The sequence below is a fragment of the Devosia polycyclovorans genome (genome assembly GCF_042181575.1).
GTDB classification, from domain to species: Bacteria; Pseudomonadota; Alphaproteobacteria; order Rhizobiales; family Devosiaceae; genus Devosia; species Devosia polycyclovorans.
Window position 1 is genome coordinate 1,756,052 of sequence record NZ_CP170082.1, and the last position, 17,084, is coordinate 1,773,135.

The window sequence follows — 17,084 nt, forward strand, 5'->3', positions numbered from 1 at the left end:
TCGCTGACACCAGTCGCGCCCGAGCCGATCAGTGCTTGGGACGATGCTGGCGGTAGGTTGTCGCGGCACTGTCGATCAGCTGGTCCACCAGCTTCTCGCCTGCCGCAATGTCGGCGTCGTTTCTCTGGGTGAAGGCCACCAGCGAAACGCTCAAGAGCTGCATGGCGTAGGCCAGTTTGGTGCGGCCATCCTTGTAATATTCGTTGCCGCGTTTCTGGAACGTGGCGAGCAGCTCATCGTAAATGGCCGGCGTCATGCTCTGCTTGACCGCCACCCAGCTTTTCTGTTTCAGCGCGTCGGACAACTCGACCGCCAGGCCGCCGACATGGGCCATGGCTTCCGGGTCATTGATGCCGTTCTGCCGCAGATCCGCTACGACGGAAATGAAGCGTTGCTTGAACAGGGCTTCCTTGCTGGGCTCGGTGGTCATGGCACGATCCTCTTTTTGAGACGTGCCCTTTAAGCAGCTTTCACCCTGATGCGCCATGTCTGGCCGGGACATTATCGCGCCCGGCCAAAGCCTTCAGAGGTCTCCCATGATCTGTTGCCGGAAACCGTAGATGCGTCGATCACCGCTGATCGGCACGAGGCGAACTTCGCGGGATTGGCCCGGCTCGAAGCGCACCGCGGTGCCAGCCGCGATATCAAGGCGCATGCCGCGCGCCTTGTCTCGGTCAAAGCGCAGCCCCGCATTGGTTTCGAAGAAATGATAGTGCGAGCCGACCTGGATGGGGCGGTCACCGGTATTGGCCACCTCCAGCACGATCTGTTCGGCGCCGGCATTGAGTTCGATTTCGCCCGAGGCGGGAATGACTTGTCCGGGGATCATGCCTGTCTCCTAGCCGCTGATGACCAGATAAATGCCGCCCAGAGCAGCCGCTGCTCCGGCGATGCGCATCAGCAGCTTGCCGCTAAAGTGGGCCAGTGCCAAACCCGCCGCGATGCCGCCGGCATGCAATAGAGCAGTGGCGGCAATAAAGCCCACCGCGAATTCCCAGGCGCCGGCGCCACCCAGCTCACCGCCATGGGCATGGCCGTGGAAGACGGCAAAGAACCCGACCATGGCAGCGACCGCCACAGGGGGGACTGGCAGGGCAAGTGCGATGGCCATGCCGATGAAGATGACCGACGCCAGGATTACCGGCTCCACGAAGGGCAGGGGCAGACCCGCAACTGCGGCGGCAAAGCCGAGAGCCATTGTGCCGATGAAGGCGCCTGGCACCGTCAAGATTGCACGGCCGCCCTGCTGCGCCGCCCATAGACCTACCGCCACCATGGCCAAGAGGTGATCGAGGCCAAACAGGGGATGGCTGAAGCCAGCGGCGAAGGAGCCATGTTCAGCCGGGTCGAGATGGGCAAAGGCCGGAAGGGTCGCGGCAATGGAGATTGCCAGGGTCAGCAGGCTGCGCTTGAGCATTTGGGCCTCTTTATCGGATCGGCTGATGAACGGTGACGAGCTTGGTGCCGTCGGGGAAAGTGGCTTCGACCTGCACGTCGTGGATCATTTCGGCAACGCCTTCCATGACCTGGTCGCGGGTGACGACATGGGCCCCGGCCTCCATGAGTTCGGAGACGGCGCGGCCGTCGCGTGCACCTTCCACGACAAAGTCGGTGATCAGCGCGATGGCTTCGGGGTGGTTGAGCTTGACGCCGCGCTCCAGCCGCCGGCGCGCCACCATGGCAGCCATCGAGATCAGCAGTTTGTCTTTTTCGCGGGGGGTGAGATTCATCTTCCGGTCCTAAAGATGCCAGAGGCGGGGCAGGCTGCCCGCGGCGGTGAGTTCGAGCAAGACTGGTACGATCAGACGGCGCAAGGCAAGCCCGGTTGGCGCCATGGCACGTATGACCAGACGCGATTGATTGACGCTGGCCGCGATGGCCGGATCTGGCGGCAGCATGGCGCGAATGCGGTTCCCCGCAGCTTCGGCATGATCGGGCGAGGCGGCCATATGCAGCACACTGGCAAAGGCGCGATTGCCGTTGAGCAGCGAAAGGCTCCGCCGTTCCTGCGCCGTCGCGTGCAACTGCGTTGCCTCAGCATGGACCAGCCTGCCATTGCGGCGGATGCGCCAATTGTCGCGCAGCAGGGCGTCGGCGGCATCTTCACCCATGGCGTCACGCCCGAGCAGAATGGCCTCGATGGCGGTCAGCGTGGCGCCTTCGTCCAGATCGACCTCCAAGTGGCGGTCGAGCTTGCTGGCGGCAAAGAGAATGGTTTCCTGCGGCAGCCAGTCGAGATGGCCGCCGGCGCCGACCTTCAGTCTGGTTTCCACGCGCCCGAAATCGCCGGTCGAGCGGTAGCTGCGTTCGCAGGCCTGGGTGGTCAGGACCATGTGACCGCCGGGGGCCAGATCCGCGCTCCATTGCAGATGGTCGCCGCCGGTAATGCCGCCGGCAGTGTTGATCAGCACGGCTTCGAGGTTGCTCGTATGGGTATTGGGCAGACGGATCTTGCCACACCCCTCCTGGAACAAAGTGGCAAGGCGCGTGCGATCGCCCACCTGCTTGGCCGCGATGCGGCCGATGCCGCGAGCGCGCTGCAATGTGGGGCCGTTCACGATTTCCGCCTCGGCAAAATTCATTGCAACGATCCGGTGGGGTTGCCGTTGAGGGGGTGAGCAAACGCTCTTTCAGAGATAATTTTCAAAAGGTTATACCAAATGACCATTAAATCTGCACTTTCCGCTATCGCCCTTTCCGCTGGCCTGATCGCAACTCCGGTCTTTGCCCAGGGCATGATGATTGGTACCCAGACCGTTGCTGAAGCGGATGTCGAGGCCGTCAAGGCTCGCTGCGCCGACCTGAAGCTCGCGGCCGAGACCGAGTCGCTGTCCAGCACAGACACCAATAACCCAAACGATGATGCAACCGCTGACGACACCGTGGCAGGCGACGCTGCAATCGACAACGTCCCCGCTACCGACTCCGAAACCGCCACTTCTGTGGACCTTGGCATCATCACCCTGGCCGAATGCGAGGCCGACGGCTGGTTCGACATGTAATCGGATCACCTCCGTATCAAAGGCGCCCGGCTTCGGCCGGGCGTTTTTTTATGTCTAGACCATCAAGTGCCGTCTGACTTCGGGCAGATCGAGATCTGCCGCCGGCCCGGTATGCATGATCTCGCCGCGGTCCATGACATAGATGTCATCCGCAATCTCCCGGCAGAAATCGAGAAACTGCTCCACCAGCAGGATTGTCATGCCCTTTTCATCGCGCAGAAATTGCAGTGCGCGACCGATATCCTTGATGATCGAAGGCTGGATGCCCTCGGTCGGTTCATCGAGCACCAGCACCTTGGGCCGGGTGACCAGCGCGCGGCCAATGGCCAGTTGTTGCTGCTGACCGCCCGACAAGTCGCCCCCCCGACGGCCCAGCATGGATTTCAGAACCGGAAAAAGTTCAAAAATGTAGTCGGGAACGTTGCGCTCCGACCGTGCGAGCCCCGCATAGCCGGTCTCGAGATTCTCTTTGACGGTGAGCAAGGGGAAGATTTCGCGGCCCTGCGGCACATAGCCGATGCCCATGCGGGCACGCTTATAGGGCGGGGTTCTCTTGAGCACTTCCTCGCCGAAGGTGATGTCACCAGCAGATAGGTGATTGATGCCGGTGATGGCCCGCAAGGTGGACGACTTGCCCACGCCATTGCGGCCCAGCACGGCCGTGATCTTTCCCGGCTGGCAGGTGAGGGAGATGCCCTTGAGCGCCTGTGCGGCACCGTAGTGCAGGTCGATGGAATTGATTGAGAGTGCAGCTGCCATTCTCACCTCCCCAGATAGCGTTCAATAACGACAGGGTTGGCGCTGACCTGGTCCAGCGAGCCCTCGGCCAGCACAGCGCCTTCGGCAAGGCACACCACGCGCGAGCCCAGTTCGCGGACAAAGCTCATGTCATGCTCGACCACGACGACCGAACGGGTCCGGGCGATTTCGCGCAGCAGTTTGGCTGTTTCCTCGGTCTCACTATCGGTCATGCCGGCCACCGGCTCGTCAACCAGCAAGAGCTTTGGATCCTGGGCCAACAACATGCCGATCTCGAGCCATTGTTTCTGGCCGTGGCTGAGATTGGCGGCGAATTCGTCCTTGCGCGCGATGAGACGGACCGTCTCGAGGATTTCGGTGATCCGCACCACATCGTTGTCACTGGCGGTGTAGAACAGCGTCGAAAAGATGCCGCGCGGCTTTTTCAGCGCCATCTCCAGATTGTCCCAGACGGTGTGACTCTCGAATACGGTCGGCTTCTGGAATTTTCGGCCAATGCCCAGATTGGCGATCGCGGCCTCGTCCAACCTGGTCAGGTCGGTCCGACCGTCGAACAGCACCTGGCCTGTGTCGGGCCGGGTCTTGCCGGTGATGATGTCCATCATCGTGGTCTTACCGGCGCCATTGGGGCCGATGATCGCCAGCATCTCGGCTGGCTTGACGATGATGGCGAGGTTGTTGATCGCCTTGAAGCCGTCAAAGGCAACCGAGACGCCGTCAAGATAGAGCATGGTATCGGTGTGCGCGCTCATGGCCTTTACTCCGCCGGTTTGGGTTGGGGGCCGTGGCCGAAGCTGGCGGGGTCTTCGCCGCGCTCGATATCTGCGGACTGGGCGGGCGTGGGTGGGGCCGGCCGTTCCGCGGGCTCAGTTCTGCGGCGCGTCCTGCTCCACGCCTGGTGCCACAGGCCCACAATGCCCTTGGGCAGGAACAGCGTGGTGAAGACGAACAGCGCGCCCAAGGCAAACAGCCAAAGCTCGGGCAGGGTAGTGGTGAACCAGGACTTGCCCAGATTGACCACGATGGCGCCGATGATCGGGCCGATCAACGTGCCGCGCCCGCCCACGGCCGTCCAGATCACCACTTCGATGGAATTGGCCGGGTCAAACTCGGATGGATTGATAATCCCCACCTGCGGGACATAGAGCGCGCCAGCGATGCCAGCCATGATCGCCGAGACGGTAAAGGCGAAGAGCTTCACATATTCAACTCGATAACCGAGGAAGCGCGTCCGGCTTTCCGCATCGCGCACCGCGACCATCACCTTGCCCAGCTTGGAATTGACGATCACCGAGCAGACCAGCACCGAGATCGCCAGGGCGATTGCGGTTGCAGCGAATAGCGCGGCACGTGTGCTTTGCGCCTGCACCGAAACACCCAGAATATCCTTGAAGTCGGTCAGCCCGTTATTGCCGCCAAAGCCCATATCGTTGCGGAAAAAGGCGAGCAGCAGGGCGAAGGTCATCGCCTGGGTGATGATAGAAAGATAGACGCCCGTAACGCGGCTGCGGAAGGCGAAAAAGCCGAACACGAAAGCCAGCAGCCCCGGCACGAAGACCACCATGAGCATGGCGAACCAGAAATTGTCGAAGCCGAGCCAGAACCATGGCAGGTCGGAATAGTTCAGGAACACCATGAAGTCGGGCAGAACCGGATTGCCATAGACGCCCCGGCTGCCGATCTGGCGCATGAGGTACATGCCCATGGCATAGCCGCCCAGGGCGAAGAAGGCGCCGTGCCCGAGCGAGAGAATGCCGCAATAACCCCAGACAAGGTCGAGGGCGAGGGCGAGAATGGCATAGGCGAGATATTTGCCCATGAGCGAGACAAGGTAGGTCGGGACATGGCCGAACTGACCCGGCGGGATCAGAAGGTTGGCCATGGGCACGAGCACCGCGACGGCCATGAAGATGGCGATGACCCAGATGGCCTTCTTGTCGAGCGCACGGAACAGGGCTTGGGTCAGCATGCTAGGTCTCCGGGGGTCGGGAGGGGAGGCAAGACGATCATTGTTCCACTGCCCTTCCCTTGAGAGCGAACAGACCCCGAGGACGTCGCTGGATGAACAGGATGATCAGTACCAGGATCAGGATCTTGCCCAGCACGGCCCCTGCATAGGGTTCGAGGAACTTGTTGGCGATGCCCAGGGTCAGCGCGCCGACCAGCGTGCCCCAGAGATTACCGACTCCGCCAAAGACCACGACCATGAAGCTGTCGATGATGTAGTTTTGGCCCAGATTGGGGGAGATGTTGTCGATCTGGGTCAGCGCTACGCCGGCGAGGCCGGCAATGCCGGAGCCGAGACCAAAGGTCATGGCATCGACAAAGGGCGTGCGAATGCCCATGGCAGAGGCCATACGGCGGTTTTGTGTGACTGCGCGCATCTGCAGGCCGAGTGGCGTGCGGTTGAGGATCAGCAGCAACATGAAGAATACGATCAGCGCGAAGATGACGATCCAGAACCGGCCATAGGTGATCGAGAGCCCGAAGAACTCGGTCGAGCCCGACATCCATGTTGGGGCGATGACCATCTGGTTGGTCGGACCAAAAATCGAGCGCACGGTCTGCTGCAGGATCAGCGACAGGCCCCAGGTGGCGAGCAGGGTTTCAAGCGGACGGCCATAGAGCCAGCGGATGATGCCGCGCTCGATGCCGACCCCGATCGCACCGGTGACCAGGAAGGCGCAGGGCAGGGCGATGAGTAGGGAATAGTCGAGCAGGCCGGGAAAGTTCTGGCGAATGACCAACTGAACGATAAAGGTGGTGTAGGCACCCAACATGACCATTTCGCCATGTGCCATGTTGATCACGCCCATGACCCCGAAGGTTATGGCCAGCCCAATGGCGGCCAGCAGCAGGACCGAGCCGAGCGAGAGGCCAAACCAGACATTTTGCAGCGCACCCCAGATGGCGCGTTCCTGTTCGAGGCCAGCAATGGCCGACTGGATCGCCGGCGCCAGTTCTCCGGGCGCGTCATTGAGCGCCGCATTGAGGACGGTCAGCGCATTGCGGCCGGCGCCCGAGGCGACTAACGGCACGGCGGCCCGACGATCCTCTATGCTTTGCTCCTCATCGCCCAAAATAGTGACGGCGCGAGCGGCCTGCATGGCGGCAAGTACTTTGGCGTCGGCTTCGGCAGCGATGGCTTCGTCGAGCAAGGCAACATTTGCCGGATCGGGATTGGCGAGAAAGCCCTGCGCGGCGGTGAGGCGGCGGGCCGGATTGTCACTCATCAGCGTCATGCCGGCCAGGGCGGCTGCAATATCGCGCCGCAAGCCATTATTGACGCGGATCTTGGAGAGATCTGCATCGGCCCGCAGATCGACGGTCTCGCCCGTAAGTGGGTCGAGATAGGCCGAGCCGCGTTCGATCAGGACGACGCCCGAGGTTTCTTCGAGATATAGATTGCCATCGCCCAGGGCGGTCAGAACCGGAACCACCGTGTCGCTACCGGTCGCGGTGAGATCGGCGACAATCTGTTTGAGTTCGCGCAGGTTCGCCTCGCCCATAGCCTGGATCGCGGCGGGAATGTCTGTCGCTGCATCTTGTGCGCGGAGCGTGTTTGCAGGCAGCAGCAGGAACGGCAGGGCCAGAAGCACCAGGCGGAGAGCGCGGAGGATCAGCATCGCGGGGCAAGTCCTTGTCGTTCGGGAAAGTCGAGTCGGCAGGGGCGACGTCGCCCCTGCCCAGGTCAGGCAAAAAAGCCTTACATCGCCGAGCCGCAGCTCTCGGTTTCGGTGTTGTAGTTGCCGCAGTTGATTGGGGCGGTCCAATCGGCATCGAGCATGGCGCTCTCGGGCAGGAAATCGGACCAGGCATCGCCCGGCACGAGGTCTTCGGTTTCCCAGACCACGAAGAACTGGCCGTCGTCCTGGATTTCACCGATCAGCACCGGCTTGGTGATGTGGTGGTTGGGGAGCATCTTGGCGACGCCACCGGTCAAGTTCGGGGTTTCGAGGCCGACGATGGCGTCGATGACGGCGTCGGCGTCGGTGGTGCCGGCAGATTCGACAGCGGCGACCCAGAGGTTGAAGCCGATCAGGTGAGCTTCCATCGGGTCATTGGTGACGCGGTCTTCCGAACCGATGAACTCCTGCCAGGCGGCGATGAACTCTTCATTCTCCGGGGTATCGACCGACATGAAGTAGTTCCAGGCGGCCAGGTGACCGACCAGCGGTGTGGTGTCGAAGCCGGAAAGTTCTTCTTCGCCGACCGAGAAGGCCACGACCGGGATGTCTTCGGCCATCACGCCCTGGTTGCCCAGTTCGCGGTAGAACGGCACGTTGGCGTCGCCATTGATGGTGGAGACCACGGCGGTCTTCTTGCCGGCTGAACCAAAAGCCTTGATGTCGGAGACGATGGTCTGCCAATCGGAATGACCGAAGGGCGTGTAGTTGATCATGATGTCTTCGGCGGCCACACCCTGGTCGAGCAGGTATTGCTCCAGGATCTTGTTGGTGGTCTGGGGGTAGACATAGTCAGTGCCGGCCAGAACCCAGCGCTCGACGCCTTCCTCATTCATGAGGTAGTCGACGGCGGGGATGGCCTGCTGGTTGGGGGAGGCACCGGTGTAGAACACGTTGCGCTGGGATTCTTCACCCTCGTACTGCACTGGGTAGAAGAGCAGCGAATTGAGTTCTTCAAAGACCGGCAGCACCGACTTGCGGCAGACCGAAGTCCAGCAACCAAACACCGCATCAACTTCATCGACTTCGATGAGCTGACGGGCCAGCTCGGCGGCCAGCGGCCAGTCCGAGGCAATGTCGACCACGACGGGTTCGAGCATCTTGCCCATGACGCCGCCCTTGGCGTTCTGCTGTTCGATCAGGAACAGCATGGTGTCCTTGAGCGTGGTTTCCGAGATCGCCATGGTGCCCGAAAGCGAATGCAGGATGCCGACCTTGATGGTGTCGTCCTGCGCCATGACCGGCACTGCAGACAGCGAGACGCTGCCAGCAAGAGCGGCGGCGAGCAGAGCGCTTTTCGCGCTGAATTTTGTCATGTGTTGTCCCTCTAGACCTGTTGAGTCCCTCAAGACACCGGGAGGCGTCCTGGGGGCACACTGGGACATCTCCAAAGGTTCGCCCTATACGTCGATTGACGTAACTGCCTGTCGCGTTGATTCCGGATATTGGCGGAACGCCCTGAATAACCGCGTGATTTTTCCGGATTCTGTGCTATTGAGGAGCTGGCGAATTTTTGAGCAGCTCGGCGAACTGGTTAAGGCTTAGGCTTGCATGGCACGGCAACGGATCATCCCGGTCAGGCGCGAGTACAATCGCTGGGTGGCCAACCAGACCCTGGAAGACTACGCCTTGCGCTTTACCGCCAAGTCGGCCCGGCGCTTCTCCAATGACCGGATATCGCAGACCGCCATCGGCGCCATTTCCTTCCTGGCGTTGGAGGCGATCGGTGGGGCGATCACGCTCAGCTACGGCACCTCCAATGCGCTGATCGCGATTCTCGTCGCCTCCATCGCCATCTTGCTGGTTGGCGTGCCGATCTCGCGCTACGCGACCCGGCACGGCGTCGATGTCGACCTGCTCACCCGAGGCGCCAGCTTTGGCTATATCGGCTCGACGATCACTTCGCTGATCTATGCCAGCTTCACCTTCATCCTCTTCGCCATCGAGGCCTCGATCATGTCGAGCGCGCTGGAGCTGGCCTTCGGTATTCCGCTCTGGATCGGCCATATCATTTCGGCGCTGGTGGTGATTCCGCTGGTGACGCATGGCATCCGCATGATCTCCTCGTTCCAGATGCTGACCCAGCCGATCTGGATCTTGCTTAACGTCCTGCCCTTCTTCTTCATCGCCTTCATGGATTGGGAGAAGTTCGATCTCTGGCGCGCCTTTGCAGGGTTGGGGCAGCCGGAAGGCATTGCGGGCGGTATCGCGCCGTTCGACATCGCCAAATTCGGCGCGGCCTCGGCGGTCATTCTGGCGCTGATGACCCAGATCGGCGAGCAGGTCGACTTCCTGCGCTTCCTGCCCGCCGGAGGGGCGCCAAAATGGCGGCACAAGCTGGGGATTTTTCTCGCAGGTGCCGGCTGGGTGGTGGTCGGCGCGCCCAAGCTGATCGCCGGCTCATTTCTCGCTTTCCTCGCGCTTTCCGCAGGGGTGTCGCCCGAACAAGCGTCCGAACCTGGGCATATGTATGCCGTGGCGTTTGGCTACATGATCCCCAATGAGTTCGTGGCACTGATGCTGATGGCCGTGTTCGTGGTGATCAGCCAGCTCAAGATCAATGTGATGAACGCCTATGCCGGCTCGCTTGCCTGGTCGAACTTCTTCTCGCGCCTGACGCACAGCCATCCGGGGCGCGTCGTCTGGCTATTGTTCAATGTCGCCATTGCGCTGTTGCTAATGGAACTGGGCATTTACCGGCTGCTCGAAGAGACGCTGGGCATCTTCTCGATCATTGCCATGGCCTGGCTCTGCTCGATTTCGGCGGATCTGTTCATCAACAAGCCCCTGGGCCTGGCGCCGCCGGGCATCGAGTTCAAGCGCGCCCATCTCTATGACATCAATCCGGTCGGCGTCGGCTCGATGTTCCTGTCCGTCGTCATCGCCCTGACCGCCCATTTCGGGGCCTTTGGAGAGATGGCCTCGGCGCTCTCACCCTATATCGCCTTGATCGTTTGCTTCATCGCCTCACCGGCCATCGCCTGGGCAACAAAGGGCAAGTATTATCTCGCCCGCAAGCCGCGCAAGCAGTGGCAGTCCAGGCAAACGCTTACCTGCTCGATCTGCGAGCATCCCTTCGAGCCCGAGGACATGGCCTGGTGCCCGGCCTATGCGGCGCCCATCTGTTCGCTGTGCTGCTCGCTCGATGCGCGTTGCCACGATATGTGCAAGCCACACGCGCATTTCCGCGCGCAGACCCATGCGGTGGCGGCGAGTATCCTGCCGCAATGGGCCATCGACAAATTACGGTCCCGCCTGGGGCGCTATGGCATTTCCATGGCTATTGCCACGGCGATCCTGGGCGGCATTCTGGGGCTGATCTACTATTTTGCCAGTCGCTCTGCGCCCAATACCGCCGATGTCGTCGGCGGCACGCTACTGGTGGTGTTCTTTGTCTTTGCGGTCGCCGCTGGGGTCATGACCTGGTTCCTGGTGCTGGCGCATGACAGTCGCCTGGTGGCCGAGGAGGAAAGCTCGCGTCAGAATACGTTGCTCCTCAAGGAAATCGACGCGCACTCGAAAACCGACGCCGAATTGCAGCGCGCCAAGGAGAAGGCCGAGGCCGCCAATCAGGCCAAGAGCCGCTATGTGGTAGGCCTCAGCCATGAATTGCGCACGCCGCTCAATGCGGTGATGGGCTATGCGCAAATCCTTGAGCGCGACGCGCAGTTGCCGGAAAACCGGCGCGGCTCGGCCCAGGTCATTCGCCGCAGCGCCGAGCATCTTTCCGGGCTTATCGATGGCTTGCTGGACATCTCCAAAATCGAGGCGGGTCGACTCCAGGTCTATTCGAGCGAGGTCAATATCCAGGACTTCCTCGACCAGATCGTGGACATGTTCCGTCTGCAGGCGGAAGCCAAGGGGCTTGAATTCCGCCACGAGCGTGCCCGGGCGCTGCCCGATTATGTGCGCACCGACGAGAAGCGCTTGCGCCAGATTCTGGTCAACCTGCTCTCCAATGCCATCAAGTTCACCAGCACCGGCCACATCAGCTTCAAAGTCGGATACCGGATGCAGGTGGCGAGCTTTTCCGTCGAGGACAGCGGCAGCGGCATTGCTGCGGCGGATCTCGATCATGTCTTCGAGCCCTTCGTGCGCGGAGAGGCCGAGCGCAACCGCTTCGCGCCGGGGCTGGGTCTGGGGCTCACCATCACCAAGCTGCTGACGGAGACGCTGGGTGGCGAAATCACCGTCTCAAGCGCAGTCGGGGAAGGGACGCGTTTTCAGGTGCGGCTGATGCTGACCAAAGTGGAACGCCCCGCCAACCGTGCGGCTCCGGCGCGCCAGATCAGGGGCTATGCTGGGGAGCGGCGCCTCATCATGGTGGTGGACGACAATGCCGATCATCGTCAGCTGATGCGGGAGATGTTGAGCCCGCTGGGCTTTGACGTGTTAGCGGCAGCGGACGGACCCAATTGCCTTGCCTTGCTCGAGGGCAACTCGCCTGACCTGTTCTTCATCGATATCCGCATGCCGGGCATGAGTGGGTGGGATCTGGTGCGGGTGTTGCGCGAGCGGGGCGTGGCGGCGCCTTTGATCATGCTATCGGCCAATATCGGCGACGGGGCCAACCCGGTCAGCGCTGATGCCGGGCATAGCGATACGCTGGCCAAGCCATTTGACCTCAGCCAGCTCATTGACCGGCTGAGCGCCCATCTGGCCCTGGAATGGGTGCATGTGGACCCCGATAGGGACCGCGGCGCAAAGGAAAAAATGCGGTCTCCGGGCGCAGAACACTTGCGTGACCTGGCCGCACTCAGTCAAATCGGCCATGTCAGGGGCATTGATGACAAGCTGGCCGAGCTGGCGGCCGATCCGGCCAATCTGCCGCTGGTTGAGGCATTGAAACGGCATATGCAGGAATTCGATTTCGACGGCTTTGCGGAAACTCTGGAGCGGGTGGGCCATGAGCCGGATTGAGCAGGAGCAGGATATCGTCCTTCTGGTCGACGATTCTCCTGAATCGCTCGGCTTTCTAACCACGGCGTTGGAACAGGCCGGCGTGACCGTATTGGTGGCGCGCAGTGGCGAAGCGGCGCTCAAGATCGTTGAGCGCGTGACGCCCGATGTGGTGCTTATGGATGCGGTGATGCCGGGATTGGATGGGTTCGAAACCTGCCAGCGCATGAAGGCCCTGCCACCACTGGTCCATGTGCCGATCATCTTCATGACGGGTCTGACCGAGACCGAGCACGTGGTTCATGCCCTGGAGAGCGGCGGTGTCGATTATCTCTCCAAGCCGATCAGCGTGGACGAGCTGCGCGCGCGCATTCGAGTACATCTGGCCAATGCGCGGCGTGCGCAGAGCGCTCGAATTGCCCTGGATGCAGCAGGCCGGCATTTGGTGGCGTTTTCCATGGACGGCGCCGTGCTTTGGTCCACGCCACAGGCCAATCGGCTACTCGAGCTGTCCGCAGGTGCATCGGGGCTGCAACAGACCATGTCCCGCTGCTTTGCGGATTGGCATGCTGCGGAGGGTGATCGACCGGCGCCGGGAGGCGGATTTGATCTCAGCACCGGCGAAAAGTCAGCACTCCAATTCGCCTTTCTGGGCGTTGTGGGCGGGGATGAATATCTCTTCCGCATCGCGCGCGCCCAGGAGGAGGGGCAGGAAGAGGTCCTGCGCCAGCAATTCGGTCTGACGCAGCGCGAAAGCGAAGTGCTGCTCTGGATCGGGCGCGGCAAGTCCAACAAGGATATCGGCGATATTCTGGGCCTCAGCCCGCGCACGGTGAACAAGCATCTTGAGCAGGTCTACGCCAAGCTGGGCGTGGAAAACCGTGCCTCGGCGGCCATCAAGGCAATCCAGTCGCTGCAGGCGCCGTTCGAGCTTTAGCAGCGCATTACCTCCTGCAGAATTCACAATCGCAATGTGATCCCGATTGCCGGGAACCGGTCGCATGTCTGGTCGTTGAGCAAGCGAACCGGACGCCTTGGATGATCCGGACCCGCTATGGTGGATCGCCAACAGAGCCTCCACCATCCGATCGGCGGTCGGCCGCAAAGGTTGACGCTCCTTTGTTGGCCGCCCCGGAGGGGCGCGAAACTTCGGTTTCGCGCCCTATTTTTTATTGGGATTCCCAACTACTGATTTGTCCGCAGATTGTTTTCCTCATTTGAGGATAAAATAGGAATCCTTCTGGTACTTTACGTTTACTAAGTTCATCTCATCTCGAGGATTGGACGGGGGATATCCCGCGGGGTGCTTGTCAACGCATTCCGCGGGGGCACATTTGTCAGTCAACTGACGAATTTTCTGGAGACCGGAAGCCTTGCCCCCGCAGATCGATGCCACAGACCGGAAATTGTTGCGCGAGCTGCAGCGCGATTCCAATCGCAGTGTTCAAGTTCTCGGAGAGACGGTTGGCCTGTCTCCATCTGCCTGCCACCGGCGCATCAAGGCGCTGGAGGAGGCCGGACTCGTACAAGGCTACCGCGCCGAGCTCGATGCCGGCCGCCTTGGGTTCGCGATGCAATTCTTCATCGAGGTCGGGCTGACCAGCCAGAGCGAGGCGGCGCTCGAAGCCTTCGAGGCAGCCGTGCTGGACATTCCCGAAGTGCTCGAATGCCATCTGATGGCCGGTCAATCCGACTATATCCTGCGGGTGATCTGTCGTGACCACGAGGATTTCGAGCGTCTGCATCGCCGCTTGAGCGCGCGGCTACCGGGCGTTGCGCGCATTCATTCCAATATGAGCATCCGACGGGTCAAAGCGCGTTCAGGCTTGCCGATCTGAGATGATCGACACAGAGGCGGCATAATGCCGAGAAATTGGGCAGCAGTACTGACTGATGTCAAAATGATCAGAAATCACTTGCACCGTGGTGTTGGCTGCGCTTGATTTCTCCTCACAACAAACTGGGGACGTCATCATCATGCTTTCTCGCCGCCACTTCGCCGCAGCCCTTGCTCTGGCAACCGGACTGTCCGTTTCCGGTCTGACGCTGCCCGCCCTGGCGCAGACCGACATCAAGTTTACTCTGGACTGGCGCTTCGAGGGCCCTGCCGCTGGCTTCCTCCTTGCCCAGGACAACGGCTATTTTGCCGATGAAGGGCTCAACGTGACCATTGATGTCGGCAACGGCTCGGTCGAGGCTATCCCGCGTGTCGCAACCGGTGCTTATCAGCTTGGTTTCGGAGACATCAATTCGCTCATCAAGTTTCTGGACGAAGACCCGTCCCAGCCGGTCAAGGCGGTGATGATGGTCTATGACAAGCCGGTGTTCTCGGTGGTGGGTCGCAGGTCGCTGGGCATCACCGAGGATCCCAAGTCTCTTGAGGGCAAGACGCTGGGCGCACCGCCGCCGGATGGCGCCTTTGCTCAATGGCCAGCGTTCAAGGAGGCTGCCGGGATCGATGATAGCGACATCACGCTAGAATCCATCGGCTTCCCGGTGCGTGAGCCGATGCTGGCTTCGGGTGACGTGGATGGCGTTTTCGGTTTCGCTTTCTCGGTGATCCTCAACCTCAAGGCCAATGGGGTGCCGGACGAGGATATTGTGCCGCTGCTTTTCGCCGATCATGGGCTGAACCTGTATGGCAATGCCATCATGGTCAATGAGGCCTTTGCCGAGGAAAATCCGGAAGCCGTAAAGGGCTTCCTGCGGGCGCTGGCCAAGGGTTTTGCCGACGCCGTGGCGGATCCGGAAGCCGGGGCTGCCGCCGTATTGGCGCGCAACGAAATTCTCGACATCAACACCGAGACCGAGCGCCTGGAAATGGCCAATGAGATGAACATCAAGACGCCATATGTCGTCGAGAATGGCTTTGGCGGCATCGACGAGGCGCGGCTGGCCGCGTCCATCGAAACGCTCAAGATCTCGATGGGCCTACAGGGCAATGTGACTGCCGCCGATATTTTCGATGCGCAGTATCTGCCCCCGGCAGAGGAGCGCATGCTGCCCTAATAGCGGCTTGCATTCCCGGGCGATAAGGGACGCCCGGGTCATCCGCCCCGAGCCATTCTTCCGAGGGAACGGGAATGGTTTCGGGGCGGTCCTGTTCTGCCTTGACTGGAGACGCCTATGGCCTCGCCCCTGGTTTCAATCGAAAATGTCGACATGCGCTATGGCGGGCCGGATGGCACGCTGGCGGTGAGTGGGCTCAATCTCAAAATTCAGCGCGGCGAATTTGTCGCTGTCGTCGGCCCCTCGGGCTGCGGCAAGTCCACCCTCATGAAGCTGACGACGGGGCTGCATATTCCGCAGTCTGGCTCGGTCATTGTAGCCAATAGCCAGGTGACCAAGCCGGTATCGATCGTGGGCATGGCCTTCCAGAATCCCACCATGCTGCCCTGGCGCACGACGCTGGAAAACATCCTGTTGCCGCTCGAGATCGTCGAGCGCCATCGCCACCGGCTGCGTGCGCACAAGGCGGAATATGTCGCCAAGGCGGAAAAGCTACTTGAAACCGTCGGCCTCAAGGGGTTCGGCGAAAAATTTCCCTGGCAATTGTCCGGCGGCATGCAGCAGCGGGCAAATCTTTGCCGCGCGCTGATCCATGAACCTGAACTGCTGATGCTCGATGAACCGTTCGGTGCGCTGGACGCATTCACCCGCGAGGAGCTCTGGTGCGTCATCCGTGACCTTCACGCGACCCAAGACGTCACTATTGCCCTGGTGACCCATGATCTGCGCGAAAGCGTGTTCCTGGCCGACAAGGTCGTGGTGATGAGCGCGCGTCCGGGCCGCATCATCTCCGAGCATATCGTGCCCTTTGCGCGGCCGCGTCAGCTCGAACTGCTCTATGAACCGGCGTTCAACGACATGGTGCAGAAGCTGCACGGAGAAATTGCCACCGCGAGGGCTGCAGCATGAGCACCACCCAAACCACAACGCCTGTCGCAGCGGCTCCCAAACCAGCGATCAAGATCAACTGGGTGCGGCTGTCCCCGGTGCTTTACACCATCGGGCTGTTCGTCATCTGGGAGCTGGGCGCGCGCATTTCCGGCCTGCCGCACACCATCCTGCCCGCGCCAACGCGGGTGTTCGAAGCCATCTTCCAATATTGGTCGCCGATCTGGAAGAATTCGGTGCAAACGCTTTACACAACCGTGCTCGGCTTCCTGATTGCCATCGTGGCCGGTCTCGGCATTGGCCTGTTCATCGGCTGGTCCAAGACCATTTATGCCGGGCTCTACCCGATCATGGTGGGGTTCAATGCCATTCCCAAAGTGGCGCTGGTGCCGATCCTGGTAATCTGGTTCGGTATCGGTACGGTGCCGGCGGTGCTGACCGCCTTCCTGATCTCCTTCTTCCCCATCGTGGTCAATGTGGCGACAGGCCTAGCCACCATCGAGCCGGAAACCGAGGATGTGCTGCGGGCGCTCGGCGCCAAGAAGCTCGACATCATGCTCAAGGTCGGTATTCCGCGCTCCATGCCTTATTTCTTCGGCTCGCTGAAAGTGGCGATCACCCTGGCCTTTGTCGGCTCGGTGGTGAGTGAAACCGTCGCGTCCAATTCGGGATTGGGCCAGATGATGGCGTCGGCGCAATCTAATTTCAACGTGCCGCTGGTCTTTGCGGGCCTGCTGATGCTAGCCGTTGAAGGCATCGCCATGTATGCGCTGATGGCCTGGATCGAGAAACGCATGACCGGCTGGGCGCACCGCTCGACAATGTCGAACTGATCGCGCAA

Annotated in this window: 17 protein-coding genes; 7 read left to right on the forward strand and 10 right to left on the reverse strand. The window is 61.2% G+C overall.

Annotation, left to right across the window (positions count from 1 at the left end; translation table 11 throughout):
- Positions 1 to 28 precede the first annotated feature (28 nt).
- The 5 genes from ACE4RL_RS08840 to ACE4RL_RS08860 form a co-directional block, all read right to left on the reverse strand.
- Positions 29 to 430: a hypothetical protein gene (locus ACE4RL_RS08840; RefSeq protein ID WP_375600126.1), complete on the reverse strand. Its 402-nt coding sequence runs from the start codon at positions 428 to 430 to the stop codon at positions 29 to 31.
- Positions 431 to 523: 93 nt separating this feature from the next.
- Positions 524 to 829, reverse strand: coding sequence for an urease subunit beta (locus tag ACE4RL_RS08845; RefSeq protein ID WP_375600127.1), 306 nt, complete (start codon positions 827 to 829; stop codon positions 524 to 526).
- A 9-nt stretch (positions 830 to 838) separates the two neighbouring features.
- Positions 839 to 1,417, reverse strand: a complete 579-nt coding sequence (locus ACE4RL_RS08850) for a HupE/UreJ family protein (RefSeq protein ID WP_375600128.1) — start codon at positions 1,415 to 1,417, stop codon at positions 839 to 841.
- A gap of 10 nt (positions 1,418 to 1,427) precedes the next feature.
- Complete coding sequence (locus ACE4RL_RS08855; RefSeq protein ID WP_157289626.1) at positions 1,428 to 1,730, reverse strand: urease subunit gamma; 303 nt, start codon at positions 1,728 to 1,730, stop codon at positions 1,428 to 1,430.
- A gap of 9 nt (positions 1,731 to 1,739) precedes the next feature.
- A complete protein-coding gene (locus tag ACE4RL_RS08860; RefSeq protein WP_375600129.1) occupies positions 1,740 to 2,582 on the reverse strand; it encodes an urease accessory protein UreD in 843 nt (280 codons plus the stop codon).
- 78 nt (positions 2,583 to 2,660) lie between these two features.
- Between ACE4RL_RS08860 and ACE4RL_RS08865 the strand changes: the two genes are divergently transcribed.
- A complete protein-coding gene (locus tag ACE4RL_RS08865) occupies positions 2,661 to 3,002 on the forward strand; it encodes a hypothetical protein (protein ID WP_375600130.1) in 342 nt (113 codons plus the stop codon).
- A 54-nt stretch (positions 3,003 to 3,056) separates the two neighbouring features.
- On the opposite strand, the gene urtE is transcribed toward ACE4RL_RS08865, so the two are convergent.
- The 5 genes from urtE to urtA all read right to left on the reverse strand — a co-directional run bounded on the left by urtE (position 3,057) and on the right by urtA (position 8,763).
- On the reverse strand, positions 3,057 to 3,761 hold the full coding sequence (gene urtE / locus ACE4RL_RS08870; RefSeq protein ID WP_375600131.1) for an urea ABC transporter ATP-binding subunit UrtE: 705 nt from the start codon (positions 3,759 to 3,761) through the stop codon (positions 3,057 to 3,059).
- A gap of 2 nt (positions 3,762 to 3,763) precedes the next feature.
- Complete coding sequence (urtD, locus tag ACE4RL_RS08875; protein ID WP_375600132.1) at positions 3,764 to 4,513, reverse strand: urea ABC transporter ATP-binding protein UrtD; 750 nt, start codon at positions 4,511 to 4,513, stop codon at positions 3,764 to 3,766.
- 5 nt (positions 4,514 to 4,518) lie between these two features.
- Entirely contained in the window at positions 4,519 to 5,730 is a 1,212-nt protein-coding gene (gene urtC / locus ACE4RL_RS08880; protein WP_375600133.1) for an urea ABC transporter permease subunit UrtC, read from the reverse strand.
- A 37-nt stretch (positions 5,731 to 5,767) separates the two neighbouring features.
- Positions 5,768 to 7,387 (reverse strand): urea ABC transporter permease subunit UrtB, encoded by a 1,620-nt coding sequence (gene urtB, locus ACE4RL_RS08885; protein ID WP_375600134.1) that lies wholly within the window; start codon positions 7,385 to 7,387, stop codon positions 5,768 to 5,770.
- Between the two features lie 80 nt (positions 7,388 to 7,467).
- On the reverse strand, positions 7,468 to 8,763 hold the full coding sequence (urtA, locus tag ACE4RL_RS08890; protein ID WP_375600135.1) for an urea ABC transporter substrate-binding protein: 1,296 nt from the start codon (positions 8,761 to 8,763) through the stop codon (positions 7,468 to 7,470).
- Positions 8,764 to 8,998: 235 nt separating this feature from the next.
- Here urtA and ACE4RL_RS08895 point away from each other — a divergent pair, with 235 nt between their 5' ends.
- From ACE4RL_RS08895 to ACE4RL_RS08920, 6 genes are all read left to right on the forward strand, one after another.
- Entirely contained in the window at positions 8,999 to 12,367 is a 3,369-nt protein-coding gene (locus tag ACE4RL_RS08895) for an ATP-binding protein (protein ID WP_375600136.1), read from the forward strand.
- Positions 12,354 to 13,283 (forward strand): response regulator, encoded by a 930-nt coding sequence (locus ACE4RL_RS08900; protein WP_375600137.1) that lies wholly within the window; start codon positions 12,354 to 12,356, stop codon positions 13,281 to 13,283. Before ACE4RL_RS08895 ends, ACE4RL_RS08900 begins: the two co-directional genes overlap by 14 nt.
- Positions 13,284 to 13,719: 436 nt before the next feature.
- Positions 13,720 to 14,184 (forward strand): Lrp/AsnC family transcriptional regulator, encoded by a 465-nt coding sequence (locus ACE4RL_RS08905; protein WP_375600138.1) that lies wholly within the window; start codon positions 13,720 to 13,722, stop codon positions 14,182 to 14,184.
- A 139-nt stretch (positions 14,185 to 14,323) separates the two neighbouring features.
- Positions 14,324 to 15,355: an ABC transporter substrate-binding protein gene (locus ACE4RL_RS08910; RefSeq protein ID WP_375600139.1), complete on the forward strand. Its 1,032-nt coding sequence runs from the start codon at positions 14,324 to 14,326 to the stop codon at positions 15,353 to 15,355.
- 117 nt (positions 15,356 to 15,472) lie between these two features.
- Entirely contained in the window at positions 15,473 to 16,264 is a 792-nt protein-coding gene (locus tag ACE4RL_RS08915; protein ID WP_375600140.1) for an ABC transporter ATP-binding protein, read from the forward strand.
- Positions 16,261 to 17,076 (forward strand): ABC transporter permease, encoded by an 816-nt coding sequence (locus ACE4RL_RS08920; protein ID WP_375600141.1) that lies wholly within the window; start codon positions 16,261 to 16,263, stop codon positions 17,074 to 17,076. The genes ACE4RL_RS08915 and ACE4RL_RS08920 overlap by 4 nt, the downstream gene beginning before the upstream one ends.
- Positions 17,077 to 17,084 lie beyond the last annotated feature (8 nt).